The organism is Actinophytocola sediminis (assembly GCF_054779715.1).
The window spans coordinates 39,136-54,239 of the sequence record NZ_BAAGXS010000071.1 but is presented as its reverse complement, the minus strand read 5'-3'; the positions used below and the strand labels follow the sequence as shown (position 1 = coordinate 54,239).

At 70.8% G+C, this 15,104-nt stretch carries 16 protein-coding genes; 9 read left to right on the top strand and 7 right to left on the bottom strand.

Going from position 1 to position 15,104, the window contains the following annotated elements:
- Window positions 1–98: 98 nt before the first annotated feature.
- The 3 genes from ACYVIP_RS33265 to ACYVIP_RS33255 all read right to left on the bottom strand — a co-directional run bounded on the left by ACYVIP_RS33265 (window position 99) and on the right by ACYVIP_RS33255 (window position 4,870).
- Window positions 99–764 carry a response regulator gene (locus ACYVIP_RS33265; RefSeq protein ID WP_460403639.1) on the bottom strand — a complete coding sequence of 222 codons (666 nt, stop codon included), beginning with the start codon at window positions 762–764 and terminating at the stop codon, window positions 99–101.
- Complete coding sequence (locus ACYVIP_RS33260; RefSeq protein ID WP_460403637.1) at window positions 764–2,986, bottom strand: sensor histidine kinase; 2,223 nt, start codon at window positions 2,984–2,986, stop codon at window positions 764–766. Before ACYVIP_RS33260 ends, ACYVIP_RS33265 begins: the two co-directional genes overlap by 1 nt.
- A 225-nt stretch (window positions 2,987–3,211) precedes the next feature.
- Window positions 3,212–4,870, bottom strand: a complete 1,659-nt coding sequence (locus ACYVIP_RS33255; protein ID WP_460403635.1) for a hypothetical protein — start codon at window positions 4,868–4,870, stop codon at window positions 3,212–3,214.
- A 138-nt stretch (window positions 4,871–5,008) separates the two neighbouring features.
- Between ACYVIP_RS33255 and ACYVIP_RS33250 the strand changes: the two genes are divergently transcribed.
- Window positions 5,009–5,482, top strand: coding sequence for an NUDIX domain-containing protein (locus ACYVIP_RS33250; RefSeq protein ID WP_460403633.1), 474 nt, complete (start codon window positions 5,009–5,011; stop codon window positions 5,480–5,482).
- 348 nt (window positions 5,483–5,830) lie between these two features.
- On the opposite strand, the gene ACYVIP_RS33245 is transcribed toward ACYVIP_RS33250, so the two are convergent.
- The gene (locus ACYVIP_RS33245; protein WP_460403631.1) at window positions 5,831–6,424 is read right to left on the bottom strand and encodes a TetR/AcrR family transcriptional regulator; all 594 of its coding nucleotides are present in this window, start codon (window positions 6,422–6,424) and stop codon (window positions 5,831–5,833) included.
- A gap of 95 nt (window positions 6,425–6,519) precedes the next feature.
- Between ACYVIP_RS33245 and ACYVIP_RS33240 the strand changes: the two genes are divergently transcribed.
- From ACYVIP_RS33240 to ACYVIP_RS33230, 3 genes are all read left to right on the top strand, one after another.
- Window positions 6,520–7,671 (top strand): acyl-CoA dehydrogenase family protein, encoded by a 1,152-nt coding sequence (locus ACYVIP_RS33240; RefSeq protein WP_460403629.1) that lies wholly within the window; start codon window positions 6,520–6,522, stop codon window positions 7,669–7,671.
- Between the two features lie 21 nt (window positions 7,672–7,692).
- Window positions 7,693–8,835: a CaiB/BaiF CoA transferase family protein gene (locus ACYVIP_RS33235; RefSeq protein ID WP_460403627.1), complete on the top strand. Its 1,143-nt coding sequence runs from the start codon at window positions 7,693–7,695 to the stop codon at window positions 8,833–8,835.
- A 66-nt stretch (window positions 8,836–8,901) separates the two neighbouring features.
- Window positions 8,902–9,201 carry a hypothetical protein gene (locus tag ACYVIP_RS33230; RefSeq protein WP_460403625.1) on the top strand — a complete coding sequence of 100 codons (300 nt, stop codon included), beginning with the start codon at window positions 8,902–8,904 and terminating at the stop codon, window positions 9,199–9,201.
- A gap of 87 nt (window positions 9,202–9,288) precedes the next feature.
- Here ACYVIP_RS33230 and ACYVIP_RS33225 read toward each other — a convergent pair whose 3' ends face one another.
- Entirely contained in the window at window positions 9,289–10,056 is a 768-nt protein-coding gene (locus ACYVIP_RS33225; RefSeq protein WP_460403623.1) for a crotonase/enoyl-CoA hydratase family protein, read from the bottom strand.
- 149 nt (window positions 10,057–10,205) lie between these two features.
- Here ACYVIP_RS33225 and ACYVIP_RS33220 point away from each other — a divergent pair, with 149 nt between their 5' ends.
- The 5 genes from ACYVIP_RS33220 (at window position 10,206) to ACYVIP_RS33200 (ending at window position 12,863) form a co-directional block, all read left to right on the top strand.
- Window positions 10,206–10,367, top strand: a complete 162-nt coding sequence (locus ACYVIP_RS33220; RefSeq protein ID WP_460403621.1) for a hypothetical protein — start codon at window positions 10,206–10,208, stop codon at window positions 10,365–10,367.
- Window positions 10,368–10,645: 278 nt separating this feature from the next.
- A complete protein-coding gene (locus ACYVIP_RS33215) occupies window positions 10,646–11,137 on the top strand; it encodes a helix-turn-helix transcriptional regulator (RefSeq protein WP_460403619.1) in 492 nt (163 codons plus the stop codon).
- A 118-nt stretch (window positions 11,138–11,255) separates the two neighbouring features.
- A complete protein-coding gene (locus ACYVIP_RS33210; protein WP_460403617.1) occupies window positions 11,256–12,071 on the top strand; it encodes a lytic transglycosylase domain-containing protein in 816 nt (271 codons plus the stop codon).
- Window positions 12,072–12,129: 58 nt separating this feature from the next.
- The gene (locus ACYVIP_RS33205; RefSeq protein WP_460403696.1) at window positions 12,130–12,498 is read left to right on the top strand and encodes a hypothetical protein; all 369 of its coding nucleotides are present in this window, start codon (window positions 12,130–12,132) and stop codon (window positions 12,496–12,498) included.
- Window positions 12,495–12,863: a DUF3817 domain-containing protein gene (locus ACYVIP_RS33200; protein ID WP_460403615.1), complete on the top strand. Its 369-nt coding sequence runs from the start codon at window positions 12,495–12,497 to the stop codon at window positions 12,861–12,863. Before ACYVIP_RS33205 ends, ACYVIP_RS33200 begins: the two co-directional genes overlap by 4 nt.
- Window positions 12,864–12,876: 13 nt before the next feature.
- On the opposite strand, the gene ACYVIP_RS33195 is transcribed toward ACYVIP_RS33200, so the two are convergent.
- Entirely contained in the window at window positions 12,877–14,436 is a 1,560-nt protein-coding gene (locus tag ACYVIP_RS33195) for a solute symporter family protein (RefSeq protein ID WP_460403694.1), read from the bottom strand.
- Between the two features lie 17 nt (window positions 14,437–14,453).
- The gene (locus tag ACYVIP_RS33190) at window positions 14,454–14,870 is read right to left on the bottom strand and encodes a DUF485 domain-containing protein (RefSeq protein WP_460403614.1); all 417 of its coding nucleotides are present in this window, start codon (window positions 14,868–14,870) and stop codon (window positions 14,454–14,456) included.
- Window positions 14,871–15,104 lie beyond the last annotated feature (234 nt).

Sequence of the window (15,104 nt, the reverse complement as noted above, 5' to 3'; positions counted from 1 at the left end):
GTCCCGGGCGCATGGGACCGGTGTCCCGGGTTTGCCCGACCGGGCGCCCGTGCGCGAACTGTGAGATACGCATGGTCGGGAGCGTTGGACTCGCGGGGTTACTGGGGTGGGGGTGGTGGCGGGGGGTGTTCGCCGAGGCCGGCCTTGCGGGCGCGGACGATGGCCTGGGCGCGGTCGGCGACGTGGAGCTTGGTGAAGATGCTCGACACGTGGTTGCGCACGGTCTTGGGGCTCAGGGACAGGCGGCGGGCGATCACCGCGTTGCTCTCGCCGTCGGCGATGAGGGCGAGTACCTCCCGCTCCCGTGTGGTCAGTTCGGGGAAGAGCTGGTCGGCGGTCGTCGGGCCGGTGTTGAAGAAACCGATCACCCGGTTGGCGATGTCCGGGCCGAAGATGGCCTCGCCCCGGCCGACCGCGTGCACCGCGCGGACGATCTCCTCCTGCCCGGCCCCCTTCAGCAGATACCCCCGCGCGCCGGCCCGCATCGCGGCGAACACGGACTCGGTGTCGTTGAACATGGTCAGCACGACCACCCCGGTGAGCTGGCGTTCGGTGACGATCTGGCGGGTGGCCTCGATGCCGTCGATGTCGGGCAGATGCAGGTCCATCACCACCACGTCCGGCTCGAAGGCCTTCGCCGCGCTCACCGCGTCCCGCCCGGTGGCCGCCTCGCCGACCACGTCGATCGTCGGCTCGGCCGCCAACACCGTGCACAGGCCGAACCGGAACAGCGGATGATCGTCCACCACCAGGACCCGCAGCATCAGCCCCCCTCCTTCGGCAGCGGCAGCGTTGCGAACACCCGCGTCCCCCCATCGTGTTCGGCCTCCACCAGACACTCACCGCCGAGCTCGGATGCCCGCTCGCGCATCGAGGACAGGCCGACCCCGCCGTTGGTCACCGCCGGCAGCCCGACCCCGTCGTCGACCACCTCGATGTGCAGGTCGTCGTCGACCCACAGCCGCACCGCGCAGGAACTGGCCGCCGCGTGCCTGGTCACATTGGTCAGCGCCTCACAGATGATCCGGTACGCGGCGACGTCGACCGGTGCCGGCAGCTTCGGCATGGCCGACGGCACCTCCAGCACGATCGTCACCCCGTCCATCGACGACTCCGACCCGGCGGTCCGGCTCGCCAGCGCGCCCGCGTACTCCCGGATCGCCGGGATCAGGCCGAGCCGGTCGAGCACCGGCGGCCGCAGACCGTGGGCGAGGCGGCGGATCTCCACGATCGCGGCCTGTAACTCGTCGCGCAGCCGGCTGAGCAACTCGCCGGTCGGGGTCTGCTCGCCGACGGTGCGCCGGCTGACGTCCAGGCCGAGCGCCACCGCGGCCAGCGTCGGGCCGACCCCGTCGTGCAGCTCGTGCAGGATCCGCCGCCGCTCCAGCTCCCGCGCGTGCACCAGGCGGTCGCGGCTGCGGCGCAGGTCCCTGGTCAGCCGGGCGGTGTAGACCGCGGCGCCGGCATGCCGGGCGACCTCGGCGAGCGCCATGCGGTCGGGCCGGGTCAGCTCCCGCTGCGATCGCTTGCCCACCACCAGGTTGCCGACCCGTTCGCCGTGGAAGGTCAGTGGGATCCGCACCTGGTCGCCGGTCGTGACGCCGACGCTGGCCGCGGTCTCGCTGCGGCCGCGGGCCTGGATCTCGATGGCCATGTACGGCAGGCGTAACGCCGCGGCCACGATGTCCACGATCTCCGGGAGCATCGTGGCCGCGGTCGGGGTGTTCTCCAGCCGGGAGGCGAGCGCGGAGACCACCCGGAACGGGTCGTCGTGCTCGCCGTAGAGCCGTTTGTTGATCAGCCTGCGCAGCCGGTAGCGCAGCGGTTGCACCAGGACCGCGATGGTCGCGGCGATCGCGCCCTGCTGCCAGACCTCGTCGAGCTGGCCGAAGATCGCGGAGAGCAGGGTGACCACGGCGACGTAGAGGCCGATCGCGCCGGCGAACAGGGAGCCGTAGACCAGTGAGCGACTGACCGCGACCTCGATGTTCAGTGCCCGGTAGCGCAACACCGCGGCGGCCATCGCGATCGGCACCACGGCGAAGGGCAGTGCCTGGTACTCGTAGGGCATCAGCGGGCGGCCGACGGTGACGATCGGAATGGCGGACAGCGCGTAGTAGGTGAGCGTGCTGGCGACGAGCGCACACAGCAGCCACAGCAGCGGCCGGCGGGTGCGCGTGTCGGTGGATCTTCGGAACTTGCGGACCAGCACGTAGATGATCAGTGCCGGGTAGCCGAACAGGCTGGCCGTCACGGGCGCGCCGACCGCGTACAGCCGTTCCACCGGGTCGTCGATCGCCAGCACCGCGACCAGCCAGACGAGCCCGTAGAGCGCCAGCGTGCCCAGGTAGCCGGCCGCGACCAGTAGCCGGTGCCGGGTCAGCGCGGCGACCCCGGGAAAGGCGAGCGCGAAGTGCAGCACCGCGCCCCACAGCAACGCGAACGCCAGCTGGCCGGTGAACCAGCGCCAGAACTGGTGTCCGGCAACGAGATCGACCGCGGCGAGCGGGAACAGGCCGGCGCCGACCGTGGCCACGATGCCGACGGCGGAGGTCAGCACGGTCGCGTGCGCGGCCGGATCGCGTGGCCGGGCGCGGATGACGGTGACCGAGCTGGCCATCAACAACGCGACGACGAGCAACATCGGCCACCAGTCGGCCAGGCCGTCGACGACCGGGTAGGGCGCCAGGGTGACGCCGAGGTCGATGGTGCGGCCGTCGCGCAGGACGGTGTAGGTCAGCCGGTCGCCGACGGCGGTCGGGAGACCGCCGGGGAGCTGGGCCACGCGCTCGGCGAGCACGACCCCGTCGATGGCGGTGATCCGGTCGCCGAGGTGGAACGGGCTGCCGGGTTCGGTGTCGGAGACCACGATCGACCCGAAGGAGACGCCACTGTCCGCGGGGCTGACCGTGGTGCCGTCGGTGGGGGACGCCGCCCGCGACCAGATGCACCATGCGGCCACCCCGAGGAGGACGAGAGTGAGCACTGGGAGCGAGGCGGGTACACGCCGCGCGCCCGCCGGGCCGAACACCCCAGGATCATCCCGCAGCCGGGGGGATTGGGACAGGGTAATTCGGCAGCGCTGCCCATTTGGACGGGCTGCGGGGCGGTGTTGGCCGGCGATTCACCTGAATGGAGTCGCGCCGGGTAGTGCGTGCGGTCCGGAATTGACTCGGCCGGCCTCGCTTGGCGAGACCGGCCGGTTATTTGGTCAGTTCTGTTTTTTGTCGTCCTCGCCGCGGAGTTCCGGGGCCGGGGGAGCGGGCGGGAGGTTGAGCGGGGCCAGCGGGGCCGGTTCCGGAGTGGACGGTGGGCCGTCGGCGACCGGTGTGGACGGTGCCGTCGGTGCGGTGCCGGGCTGGCTGGGTGGCGCGGGTTCGGTGGCCGCCGGTGGGATGGGGATTGGGGGAGTCGGCGCGGCGTCGAGACTGGTTTGCGCATCTGGCTCGCGGCTTTCCGACTTGGCCGGTTCCTGGCCGGTGTGGCTCGGCGGCGCGGTTTCGGGCGTGGATTCCGCCGGTGTTGGCGCGGCCGGGGTCGCGTCGGTTTGGCTTGGTGGCTCGGCCGGTCCAGGGGATGATTGGCCGGACGGCGCGAGCGTGGCTCCTGATGGCTCTGCCGGCGTGGTTTCGGCCGCTTTCGGTGTGGCCGGCTCCGTTGGTTCGGCAGGTGTGGTCGGCGCGTCGGGTCGTGGCGCGAGGGTCGCTCCCGCGGGCGCTTCCGGTGCCGCTGTTGGGGTTTTGGCCGCCGTCGACGGTGTGTCGGCGGGTGCGGCGGTGGTTGTCGCGGCAGGCTGGTCGGGTGGGGCGAGCGTGGCTCCTGTTGGGACGGCGGGCTCGGTTGCCGGTGGCCCGGCCAGTTCCAGGCCAGCGGCCACCGGTGAGGTCGGCTGGTTCGCGGTCGCCGGCTCGGTTGGCGTCGGCCCGTCCTGGCCCGGCTGCGCGGTGAGCGCGGCCTGCACCGGGCTCTGCGGCGCGGGCGCCTGCTGGCCGGCCGCCGCGTCCGTCGGTCCGACATGGACAGTCGTCCGCTGGGTGATCTCCGGGTCCTGCTCCGCGTCGGCCGTCGAGTCCGAAGTGGACGTGACCGGCACCGGCGCGAACCGCCCGCTGCTCTGGCCGGGCGGCACCGGCGCGAACCGCCCACTCGACTGTCCCGGCCCGGCAAGCGCTGGCTGCTGCCCGGTCATCGGCCCCGGGCCGTACTGCCGCATCCGGAAACCCATCGGCGGGGTCGCGGGCTCGCGCCGCACCGGCCGCGCCCGGTGCGCCAGCACCACCGCGACGAGCCCCAGCACCACCGCGCCGAGCGGCAGGTACAACCCGAGCTCGATGGTGAACTTGATGGCCTCGCCCGGCCGAAGTGGCCGGTCGCTCCAGGACCCCAGGTCCGCGAGACTGCTGACCAGCTGCAGCACCGAGGCCCCGACGAGCACGCCGACGCCGGCCGACAGCAGCGACCGCCCGGCGGTGCGCACCCCTGGCCGAACCGACCGCCCGGCAAGGAACACGAACAGCGCCGCGAGCACCAGCACCGCCGCCGCGGCGATCAGCACCCACCCGCCCTGCGTCGGCCCCACCTCGAACACGCCGGCGTCGTCACCCTCGCTGGTGTCGTCGTAGCCCCACCACGTGAAGTCGTACCCGAACGTCCGCTCGCCGTCATCCTGGGTGTTGACCAAGGAATGCACCGGGAGGAACAACCCGGCGACCGCGAGCCCGGCCGCGAGCACCGCGGCGATCGCGGCGATCACCGGACCGGCGCCACCGCCGGATCGGCGGCGTCGCGGTGGCGGTGGTGGCGGCGGGGGCTGACGCATTCCCATCGGCGGCTGGGGGATCGGTCGTTGCGCGGGCGGCGGCTGAGTCACGGCACGCATGATGCCAGTGATCCAGGACACCGACGTCCGGAAGGGCGGGAATCGTCGCCCCGGCGGGCCGAGGACCCCGCCCGACAGGCCACCTGGGCGCACTGTCGCGGCACTCGCCGACCTGAGCTAATGAACGTCATGGGCGAGGTTATTGTGGCCGGCGCGGCCATCATCCGCGATTCCCGGTTGTTCGTCGCGCGCCGCTCCCGGCCGGCGTCCATGTCCGGATTCTGGGAACTGCCGGGCGACGAACTACGCCACGGCGAGGACGAGCCCGTCGCGATCGAGCGCGAGTTCACCACCGAGTTCAGCGTGTCGGTGCGGTGCGTCGACCGTATTCTCAGTGACCGCAGGATGAACTCCTACCGCACCGGCGACGACCAGGCCGCCGACGCGACCCTGCGGATCTGGCGCTGCCAGCTGCCGAGCGAGTCGACCTTCGACGTCGACCTCGGCGATCCCCGGCCCAACATGTACGACTACGACGACTCGGCCTGGATCGCGATCGACGAGCTCGACACCGTCGGCCCGTGGCGGGAGGCCGACCGGATGTCGGCCGGCGAGATCGCCGACTACTACCGCGGCGACGACCTCTGGCGGTCGGCCGACTGAGGTGAAAACGATCGAGACCAGAATCGTTGCGTTAGCGAACGTCACGTTCCGCGCTCGCCCCCCTCTTCTTCCGTAGTGGCGGTTGGCCCGTGCGAGGGCCGGGCCAACCGCCGCCTACCAGGTGCGGGGCGGGTGCGGCGCGGCTCGGGCGCCGTCCGCGGACGTGTCGCCGGGGCACGACATCGCTGCGTCGACCAGCGGTGTCGCGACGACACCTCCGTGGGCGCCCGGGTCGCCCGGATCGCTGGCACACAGCGAGCCGAGGCGACTTCGTGGCGGCGGTTGGCGCGAGCGAGGGCCGGGCCAACCGCCGCCGGCTGCCACCTGGTCCAACCCGGTCCAGCCGGGTCAGGCCGCCGGGAGCACCCGGGACTTCCACTCGGCGATCAGCGCCGTCCGCCGCCCGGGATCGCCGCCGATCATCGCGTCCAGCGCCAGGCCGCGGAACAGGTGCACGGTCAGCAGCAGCACGGTCTCCAGCTCGGCCGGGTCCGCCGGCGCCCCCGTGTCACCGACCAGCCGCCGGTAGAACTCGAGGGTCGTGTGGCCGAGCGCGCGGTCCACCGGCAGCAGGCTGGCCCGCAGCTCGTCGTCGGTCCGCGCGGCGACCCACAGCTCGACCGCGGCCGTGGACAACGTGCCCGAGTACGCCTCCCACAGCAGGTCGATGCCCTTCTCCAGCCGGTCGGGCCCCACCGGCAGGTTGTCGTCGAGGATCTCGTCGGCCAGCCGGGTGAACAGATGCTCGAGCGCGCTGGTCATCAGCTCGGCCTTGGTGGTGAAGTGGTGCTGCTGGGCGCCCTTCGACAGCCCGGCCCGCTGGCAGATCTCGATCACCGTGGTGCGCGCGTACCCCAGTTCGACCAGACAGTCGATGGTCGCGTCGAGCAGCAACGCCCTGGTGCGCGAGCTGCGTTCCTGCTGGGTTCGGTGAGCGGTCACCACGAGGGCCTCCTCCGCTTTACGTGCAGGTAGGCACGCATGTACATTCAGTGGAGACTTTACATGCCGCTCGGATTGTTTCTTTGGGAGATCTCATGCCGCTGACCCAGCGCTCGTCCTGGCTGAACGAGGATCTCGACACCTTCCGCGAGCTCGCCCATTCCTTCTGCCAGAAGGAACTCGCGCCGAACCAGGACCGCTGGGCCGAGGCCAAGCAGGTCGACCGCGAGCTGTGGCTCAAGGCGGGCGAGATCGGTCTGCTGTGTCTGAGCATCCCCGAGGAGTACGGCGGCGGCGGGGGCACCTTCGCCCACGAGGCGATCCTGCTGGAGGAGCAGGCAAGGGCGGGCGACGACGCGTGGGGCAACGCCGTGCACAGCGGCATCGTCGCGCACTACCTGCTCGCCACCGGCACCGAGGACCAGAAGCGCCGCTACCTGCCCCGGCTGGCCAGCGGCGACCTGGTCGGCGCGATCGCGATGACCGAGCCGGGCACCGGATCGGACCTGCAGAACGTGCGGTCCAAGGCGATCCTGGACGGCGACCACTACGTGCTCAACGGCGCCAAGACGTTCATCACCAACGGCGCGCAGGCCGGGCTGATCATCGTGGTGGCCAAGACGGACCCGGCGGAGAAGGCGCAGGGCGTGTCGCTGCTGCTGGTGGAGACCGAGGGCACCGAGGGCTTCCGCCGCGGCCGGGTGCTGGACAAGATCGGTCTGAAGGGCCAGGACACCTCCGAGCTGTTCTTCGACGACGTGCGGGTGCCGGTCGAGAACCTGCTCGGCGGCACCGAGGGCCTCGGCTTCGTCCACCTCATGCAGCAGCTGCCGCAGGAGCGGCTGATCATCGCGGTGTCCGCGGTCGCGGCGATGGCCTCCGCGGTCGAGATGACCATCGCCTACACCAAGGACCGGACCGCGTTCGGCCGGGAGATCTTCAAGTTCCAGAACACGAAGTTCACCCTCGCCGAGGCGGCCACCGAGGTCGCGGTCTCCCAGGCCTTCCTCGACCAGTGCATCGAGCGGCACCTGCGCGGCGAGCTGGACGTCACCGGCGCGGCGATGGCCAAGTGGTGGACCACCGACCGGCTGTCCAGGGTCGCCGACGAGTGCCTGCAGCTGTTCGGCGGCTACGGTTACATGACCGAGTACCCGATCGCCAGGGCGTGGACCGCGGCCAGGGTGCAGCGGATCTTCGGCGGCACCAACGAGATCATGAAAGAGATCATCTCCCGTTCCCTGTAGACACGGCTGAAAGGGAGGCTGATGGGCGCCGGACCGCTCGTTGGGCTCAAGGTTGTCGAGCTGGCGGGTCTCGCGCCGGCACCGTTCGCCACCACCGTCCTGGCCGATCTCGGCGCCGACGTCGTGCGCGTCGACCGGGCGAAGCCGGGATTCGACGTGCTGGTCTTCCCGCACGACCCGCTGTCGCGGTCGCGGCGGTGGATCGGCGTCGACACCAAACAACCCGCGGGCCGCGACGTCGTGCTGCGGTTGATCGACGGCGCGGACGTGCTGATCGAGGGCTTCCGGCCGGGGGTGACCGAGCGCCTCGGCCTCGGCCCGGACGTGTGTCTCGGGCGCAACCCCGGGCTGGTCTACGGGCGGGTCACCGGCTGGGGCCAGGACGGGCCGCTCGCGCAGAGCGCCGGGCACGACATCAACTACATCGGCCTGGCCGGCGCGCTGGAGCCGATCGGGCGGTCGGGGGAGCGGCCGGTGCCGCCGCTGAACCTGCTCGGCGACTTCGGCGGCGGCGGGATGCTGCTGGCGATGGGCGTGCTCGCCGCGTTGGTGGAGCGGGCGTCGTCCGGCCGTGGTCAGGTGGTGGACGCGTCCATGGTCGACGGCGCGGCGCTGCTCACCACCGGGCTGCACGGGCTGCGCAACATCGGCCTGTGGCACAAGGGCCGGGGCAACAACATGCTCGACGGCGGCGCGCCGTTCTACGACACCTACGAGACCGCCGACGGCCGGTACGTCGCGGTCGGCGCGATCGAGGAGCGGTTCTGGCAGGCGCTGGTGACCGTGCTCGGCCTGGACCCGGCCGAGGTCGCGGACCGGCTCGACCAGGAGCGGTGGCCGGCGGTGCGGGTGAAGCTGGCGGCGGTGATCGCGACCAGGACCCGGGACGAGTGGGCGGAGCTGGCCGAGGGCACCGACGCGTGCCTGACGCCGGTGCTGACCCCGGAGGAGGCGGCCGAGCACCCGCACAACGCCGCCAGGGGCACGTTCGTGGCACCGGAGGGGCATCGTCAGCCGGCGCCCGCGCCGCGGTTCGCCAGGACCCCGGCCGCCGTGCCGACCGCGCCGGCGGAACCGAGGTCGGACACCGTCGCCGTGCTCGCCGACCTCGGTTATTCACCGGATGACATCGACAAGCTCCGCGCGGACGGTGTGATCCCGTGAAGTCAGGGTGTGACTCAGGGCGGATCCGGAGGCGCGCGGTGATCGGCGGCGCTTAGTCTCTGCGACATGAGCACACGGATGTCGCCGGTGACGGTCTCGGTGAACGAGGGCACCGGGGTCAGTGTCACCGGCACCCTGGACGCCGCGGGCGCGGCCGAGGTGAACCGGGTGGTAACCGACTTCTTCACCATCGGGAACACCCCGGACCTCGACGTACTCACCCTGGACCTGAGCACCGTGACCATGTGCGACCACACCGCGCTGGAAGTCGTCCGCCACGCCCAGGCCGCCTGTGCCAAGGCCGCCGTCGCCCTCCGCGTCATCCCCAGCGAAGCCGTCCGCTACGCCATGCACCCCCGCCCCTGACCCGCGAGTCCAACCCTCCCACCCCGCGAGTCCAACGTTCCGGACACGCGAGTTCAGCGTTCCCGACACGCGAGTCCGACGTTCCCGTCACGTGTCGAAGGCGCCGTGCCGGCCAGCGCCCGCCGCGAAGCGCTCGGCGCCCGCGCCTGCCGCCGCCAGCACGGTGAGGCCGTGCGCGAACTCCATGGCCATCGCCGACTCCTCGTCAGCACCCCACTGCGCCAACGCCGACGCCCGGTCCGAGTTCATGCACGCCTGCGGGAACGCCGCGATCGTCGCCGCCAACTCCTCGGCCGCCGCCCTGGCCCGGCCCTCGGGCACCACCCGGTTCGCCAACCCCATCGCCAACGCCTCCGCCGCGTCCACCGGCCGTCCGGTCAGGATCATGTCCATCGCCCGGCTCTGGCCGATCAGCCTCGGCAGCCGCACCGTCCCGCCGTCGATCAGCGGCACCCCCCAGCGCCGGCAGAACACCCCGAACACAGCCGTCTCGTCGGCGACTCGAAGATCGCACCACAGCGCCAACTCCAGCCCGCCGGCGACCGCGTGCCCGGCGACCGCCGCGATCACCGGCTTGCGCAGGACCATCCGCGTCGGGCCCATCGGTCCATCACCATCCGTATCGACCCGGTTACTCCTTTCGGTACCAAGGGCCTTGAGATCGGCGCCCGCGCAGAACGACGCGCCCACCCCGGTGAGCACCGCGACCTTTGCCGACGGGTCCGAATCGAACGCCAGGAACGCCTCCGCCAGCGCGGCCGCGGTCGCACCGTCGACGGCATTGCGCTGGTCAGGGCGGTTGATCAGGATCGTCATGACCGGACCGGACTGTTCGACACGCACTGTCTCAGTCAACGGGGGTCTCCTCTCAAGATCGTGCTGAATCCCGAAGGTGCTGTGCCTGGCGGTGTACGCACCGTAAGCTGGCTGCAGCCATTTGTGTGATACAGGCGCGCGGGGGCCGGCGAGCGTCGTCGGTTGGGGAACGGCGGACGGAGAGAGCGGTGAACGCGAAGAAGGCCATCATCCTGGTCGCGGTGGCGATGGTGCTGTTCTATGTGATCACGCAGCCAACGCAGGCCGCGCAGGCGGTACAGGGGATCCTCGGCTGGCTCGAGGATGGCGCCGAGGCGATCATCACGTTCGTGCGGAACCTCTTCGCCTGACTTTCGCCCGCCTGGCGCGGGTCCCCCGGTCGACAGCAGCGACGCCATCGGGCACCACCGAGGTGGCGTCGCTGTTTCGCGCGCGACATCAGGTCACCGACGGTAACTATCTGTTGCCGGATCTTGCGCCACATTGGACCGTACGGGTGGATTCTGCCTGTGTAAGCCCTGATCGCACGCTTTCCTCGAGATCAGGTCTGGCGAACTGTCGGTGTCGGCCTTTACGGTTCCCGCATCGACTTTCGCGGGCTGGTCCGCAGTTCTCTCGAGGAGGCAGGATGCTCGACGATCCCGGTGTGGACGACTTGGTACGGCAGTGGACGGAAGACCACTCCAAGGCCGCTGAGTCGGATGAGATCACCCGCATCGCGTCGGAGTGGCTCGCGGACGTCCCGGTGCAACCGAGGACCGGGATCCCAGGGCAGCGTTCCCGCGGCGGCAACGGCCCGTGGGCGACGGTGGAGTCCACCGACCCCCGCTTCTTCGAGGCCATGCGCGAGCGGCTGCCCGAGGTGCCGGCGGAGCTGATCTCGGCCGCCGCCGGCTGGTGGCAGATGGTCGGCGGGCTCGCCGAGGCCAAGGAGTGGTGGGACTCCGGCATCAGCCCGCTCGACCAGCGTGCGCTCGACTACCGGGCCGCCGGTCTCGCCCCGTCCGACCTCGGCCGCAGGCTCGGCCCGCTCACGGTGCTCCAGCACCTGCGTAAGGGCAGCGCGCCCGCGTGGTGCGTGGCTCGTCTGCAGCGCCAGAACGAGCGCCGCTCCGCCTGACCAGGCGCCAGTCCCGCGTCAGTTCTCCGCCTGCCCGCGCGTCGGGAGCGTTGGACTCGTGTGCCGGGAGTGTTGGACTCGCGGCGTAACGGGACCGGGGATGTCTCGTTGAGCGGGTGTGATCGAACCCGCGGCGGACCAGGACCGGTCACGGTTCGGCGTTCTCGTCCGGCTCGGGGTGGTGGCGCTCATCCTCGGCATCGGTGCCGGTGGTGTGGTGCTCCTGCGGGTGGCGACCACTCCTGAGCCGGTGCGCGCCACCAGCAGTCCCGACTTCTCCTCGGGTATCCCGGTCGCCGACGTGGAGCCGGGGGCGCTCGCGCCCGTCATGGCCGTCGCGCAGCCCAAGCCGATGGCGGCCGCCGGGCAGGATGACCCGCTTCGTTCCTGGGCCAACCGGCTCGAGGTGCCGGCCGAGATCCCGGCGCGGGCGCTGATGGCGTACGGCAACGCCGAACTCGTGTTACGCACCGAGGACCCCGGCTGTCACCTGTCCTGGGCGACCCTCGCCGGCATCGGGCGGATCGAGTCCAACCACGGTCGGTACGGCGGCGCGACGCTCGGCGACGACGGCCGGCCGTCACCGCCGATCATCGGGGTCCCGCTGGACGGCTCGTCCGGGGTGCGGGCGATCGCGGACACCGACGGCGGACGGTTCGACGGCGATCCGCGGGTCGACCGCGCGGTCGGGCCGATGCAGTTCATCCCGTCTACCTGGAGCCGCTGGGCCGCCGACGCCAACCTCGACGGGCGCGGCGACCCCCAGCAGATCGACGACGCCGCGCTGGCCGCCGGCCGCTACCTGTGCGCCAACGACCGTGACCTGGCGATCCCGGCCGACTGGTGGGCGGCCGTGTTCTCCTACAACAACTCCGTGACCTACGGCCAGAAGGTCTTCGGCCTGGCCGACGGGTACGCCCGCACCGCCCGCTGACCAGCCAGGCCGGGCCGACGGCGGTGGTGTTAGCGTCGATGGTGTGAATGGCGGACTGATGGCTCGCCGGCTGGGCATCGTGATCGTGTGTGTGGTGTCACTTGTCGGGTGCGTCGGGCTGGCCTGGTGGCAGTGGGAACGGTTCGCCTCGGCCAACGGGAGCTGGCAGAACCTCGGCTACGTGCTGCAGTGGCCGCTGTTCGGGCTGTTCCCGGCGTTCATGTTCTGGCGGCTGCGCAAGCTGCGGGCCACCCCGGCCGCGCCCGCCCGCCGGCAGCCGACCCCGGATCCGGAGCCGTGGAGTGATCCCGCTCCCCGCCGGGTCGCCACCGCCGGGCAGGATGGCGACGACCCCGAACTGGCCGAGTACAACCGCTACCTCGCCCGGCTCAACGAGACCGCACAGGAGCAGCAGGAGTCCCGATGACCTCTCCCCAGCCCCCGCTCACCGATGAGGAGCACCCGGCACAGGCCACCGGTGAGTCCGGGATTCGCGGCGCGCTGGCCCGCTACCGCGTGCTGGCCTACATCGTCGGTGTCGGGCTGCTCGCGCTGTGCCTGGCGATGATGATGAAGTACGCCTTCGACCAGGACAGCTACATGGCGGTCGTCGGCCCGGTGCACGGCTTCCTCTACGTCGTCTACCTGCTCGCCGCGGTCGACCTGGCCATCAAGGCCCGCTGGTCGATGAAGGGCACTGTGCTGATCATGCTCGCCGGCATGGTCCCGTTCGTCTCGTTCATCGCCGAGCGGCAGGTCGCCAGGAAGGTCCGCGCGGGCGTGGCGCTGTAACGCGTGGTCAGGCTCAGTTGCTCAGCCCGGTCAGTGACCGGACCTCCATCTCCGCCTGCTTGGCGCGGTCGGTCCGCTCCCGGCTGAGTACCGTGCCGAGATAGCCGGCGAGGAACGAGATCGGGATCGACACCAGCCCCGGGTTCGTCAACGGGAACAGTTGGAAGTCCGCACTGGGGAAGATCGAGGTCGGGTCGCCGGAGACCACCGGGGACACCAGCACCAGCAGCAGGCACGAGCCGAGGCCGCCGTACATCGCCCACAGCGTGCCCCTGGTGTTGAACCGGCGCCAGAACAACGAGTACAGCAGCGTCGACAGGTTCGCCGAGGCCGCGAACGCGAACGCCAGTGCCACCAGGAACGCGACGTTCTGCCCGTTGGCCAGGATGCCGCCGATGATCGCCAGCACGCCGACCACCACCGCGGTCAGCCGGGCGACCCTGACCTCCGCGACCGGATCCGCCTTGCCCCGCCGGAAGATGTTGGCGTAGACGTCGTGGGCGAAGGACGCGGACGCGGTGATGGTCAGCCCGGCGACCACCGCGAGGATCGTCGCGAACGCCACCGCGGAGACGATGCCGAGCAGCAGTGGCCCGCCGATCTCGAAGGCGAGCAGGGGCGCGGCGGAGTTCTCGTTGCCGGTGGAGGACAGGATCTTGTCCGAGCCGACCAGCGCCGACGCGCCGTACCCGATCACCAGCGTCGCCAGGTAGAAGACCGACATCAGGCCGACCGCCCACACCACCGAGCGGCGGGCCTGCCGCGCGTTGGGCACGGTGTAGAACCGCATCAGCACGTGGGGCAGGCCGGCCGCGCCGAGGATCAGCGCCAGGGACAGCGAGATGAAGTCGATCTTGCTGATCGCGGTCGAGTACTGGGCGCCCGGTTCGAGGATCCGCTGACCGTTGGCGTTGTTCGCGGCCGCGTCCTCGAGCAGCGCGGACATGCTGAAGCCGAACTTGCCGAGCAGGAACACCGTCATCAGCACCACGCACAGCACCAGCATCGTGGCCTTGATGATCTGCACCCAGGTGGTGCCCTTCATGCCGCCGACGAGCACGTAGAAGATCATGATCAGGCCGACGACGCAGATCACGATCGCCTGCCCGGCCCTGTCGTGCACGTTGAGCAGCAACGCGATCAGTCCGCCCGCGCCGGCCATCTGGGCGAGCATGTAGAAGAACGAGATGACCAGCGTCGAGGTGGCCGCCGCGGCGCGCACCGGGCGTTGGCGCATCCGATAGGCGAGCACGTCGCCCATGGTGAACCGGCCGGTGTTCCTGACCAACTCCGCGACCAGCAACAACGCGATCAGCCACGCGACCAGGAAGCCGATCGAGTACAGGAAGCCGTCGTAGCCGTGTACCGCGATGGCGCCCGCGATGCCGAGGAAGGACGCGGCCGACAGGTAGTCGCCGGTGATCGCGATGCCGTTCTGCGCGCCGGTGAACGCGCTGCCGGCGGCGTAGTAGTCCGAGGTGGTGGTGTTGCGGTGGCTCACCCGGTACACCACGAGCAACGTGATCGCGATGAAGCAGGCGAACACGCTCATGTTGAGCGCCGGGCTGCCCATGGACTCCACGCCGAGGTTCACTGGCCGGCCTCCGCCCGGATCGCGGCGGCACTCGGGTCGAGTTTCCTGCGCGCGTAGCGCACGTAGCCGAAGGTGATCCCCACGGTCGAGACGAACTGCAGGACGCCGAGGGCGAGCCCGACGTTGATCGAGCCGACCAGCCGGTGGCTCATGAGGTCGCGCGCGAACGCGGCGAGCAGCACGTAGGTCATGTACCAGAGGAAGAACAACGCGCTCACCGGAAACACGAAGCGCCGGAATCGTCGTCGTAGTGCGGCGAACTCGGCGCTCTCCTGGATGGCAACGAAGTCGGGTGCACCGGGTCTGTTCGATGCGCCGTGCGCTGCCGAGGCCGGCTGCCTGGTGATTCCGCCGAAGTCGTTGCCGGGGTTCCCGGCCCGGGGCGCAATCGGCGGCTGAACCACCTGAGTCATTTGTTCCTCCGGTGAGGATAGGCGTGTTGTGCCTAATTCCGATTTGGAGACGGCGCGCCGGACTATACGTCGACGCGCCGGGTGTGCGTCAAACGTCTGGAGTAACCAACTCTCGATGTCAGGGTGAGGGTGTGGCAATCGCCTTCACACGTAGCGGTGAATTGCTGGGTTACGTTGCGTTGTGAGCGTTGCGATCGACCGGGCTTCGGGCATCGACCGGGGGTCGCCGTCGGG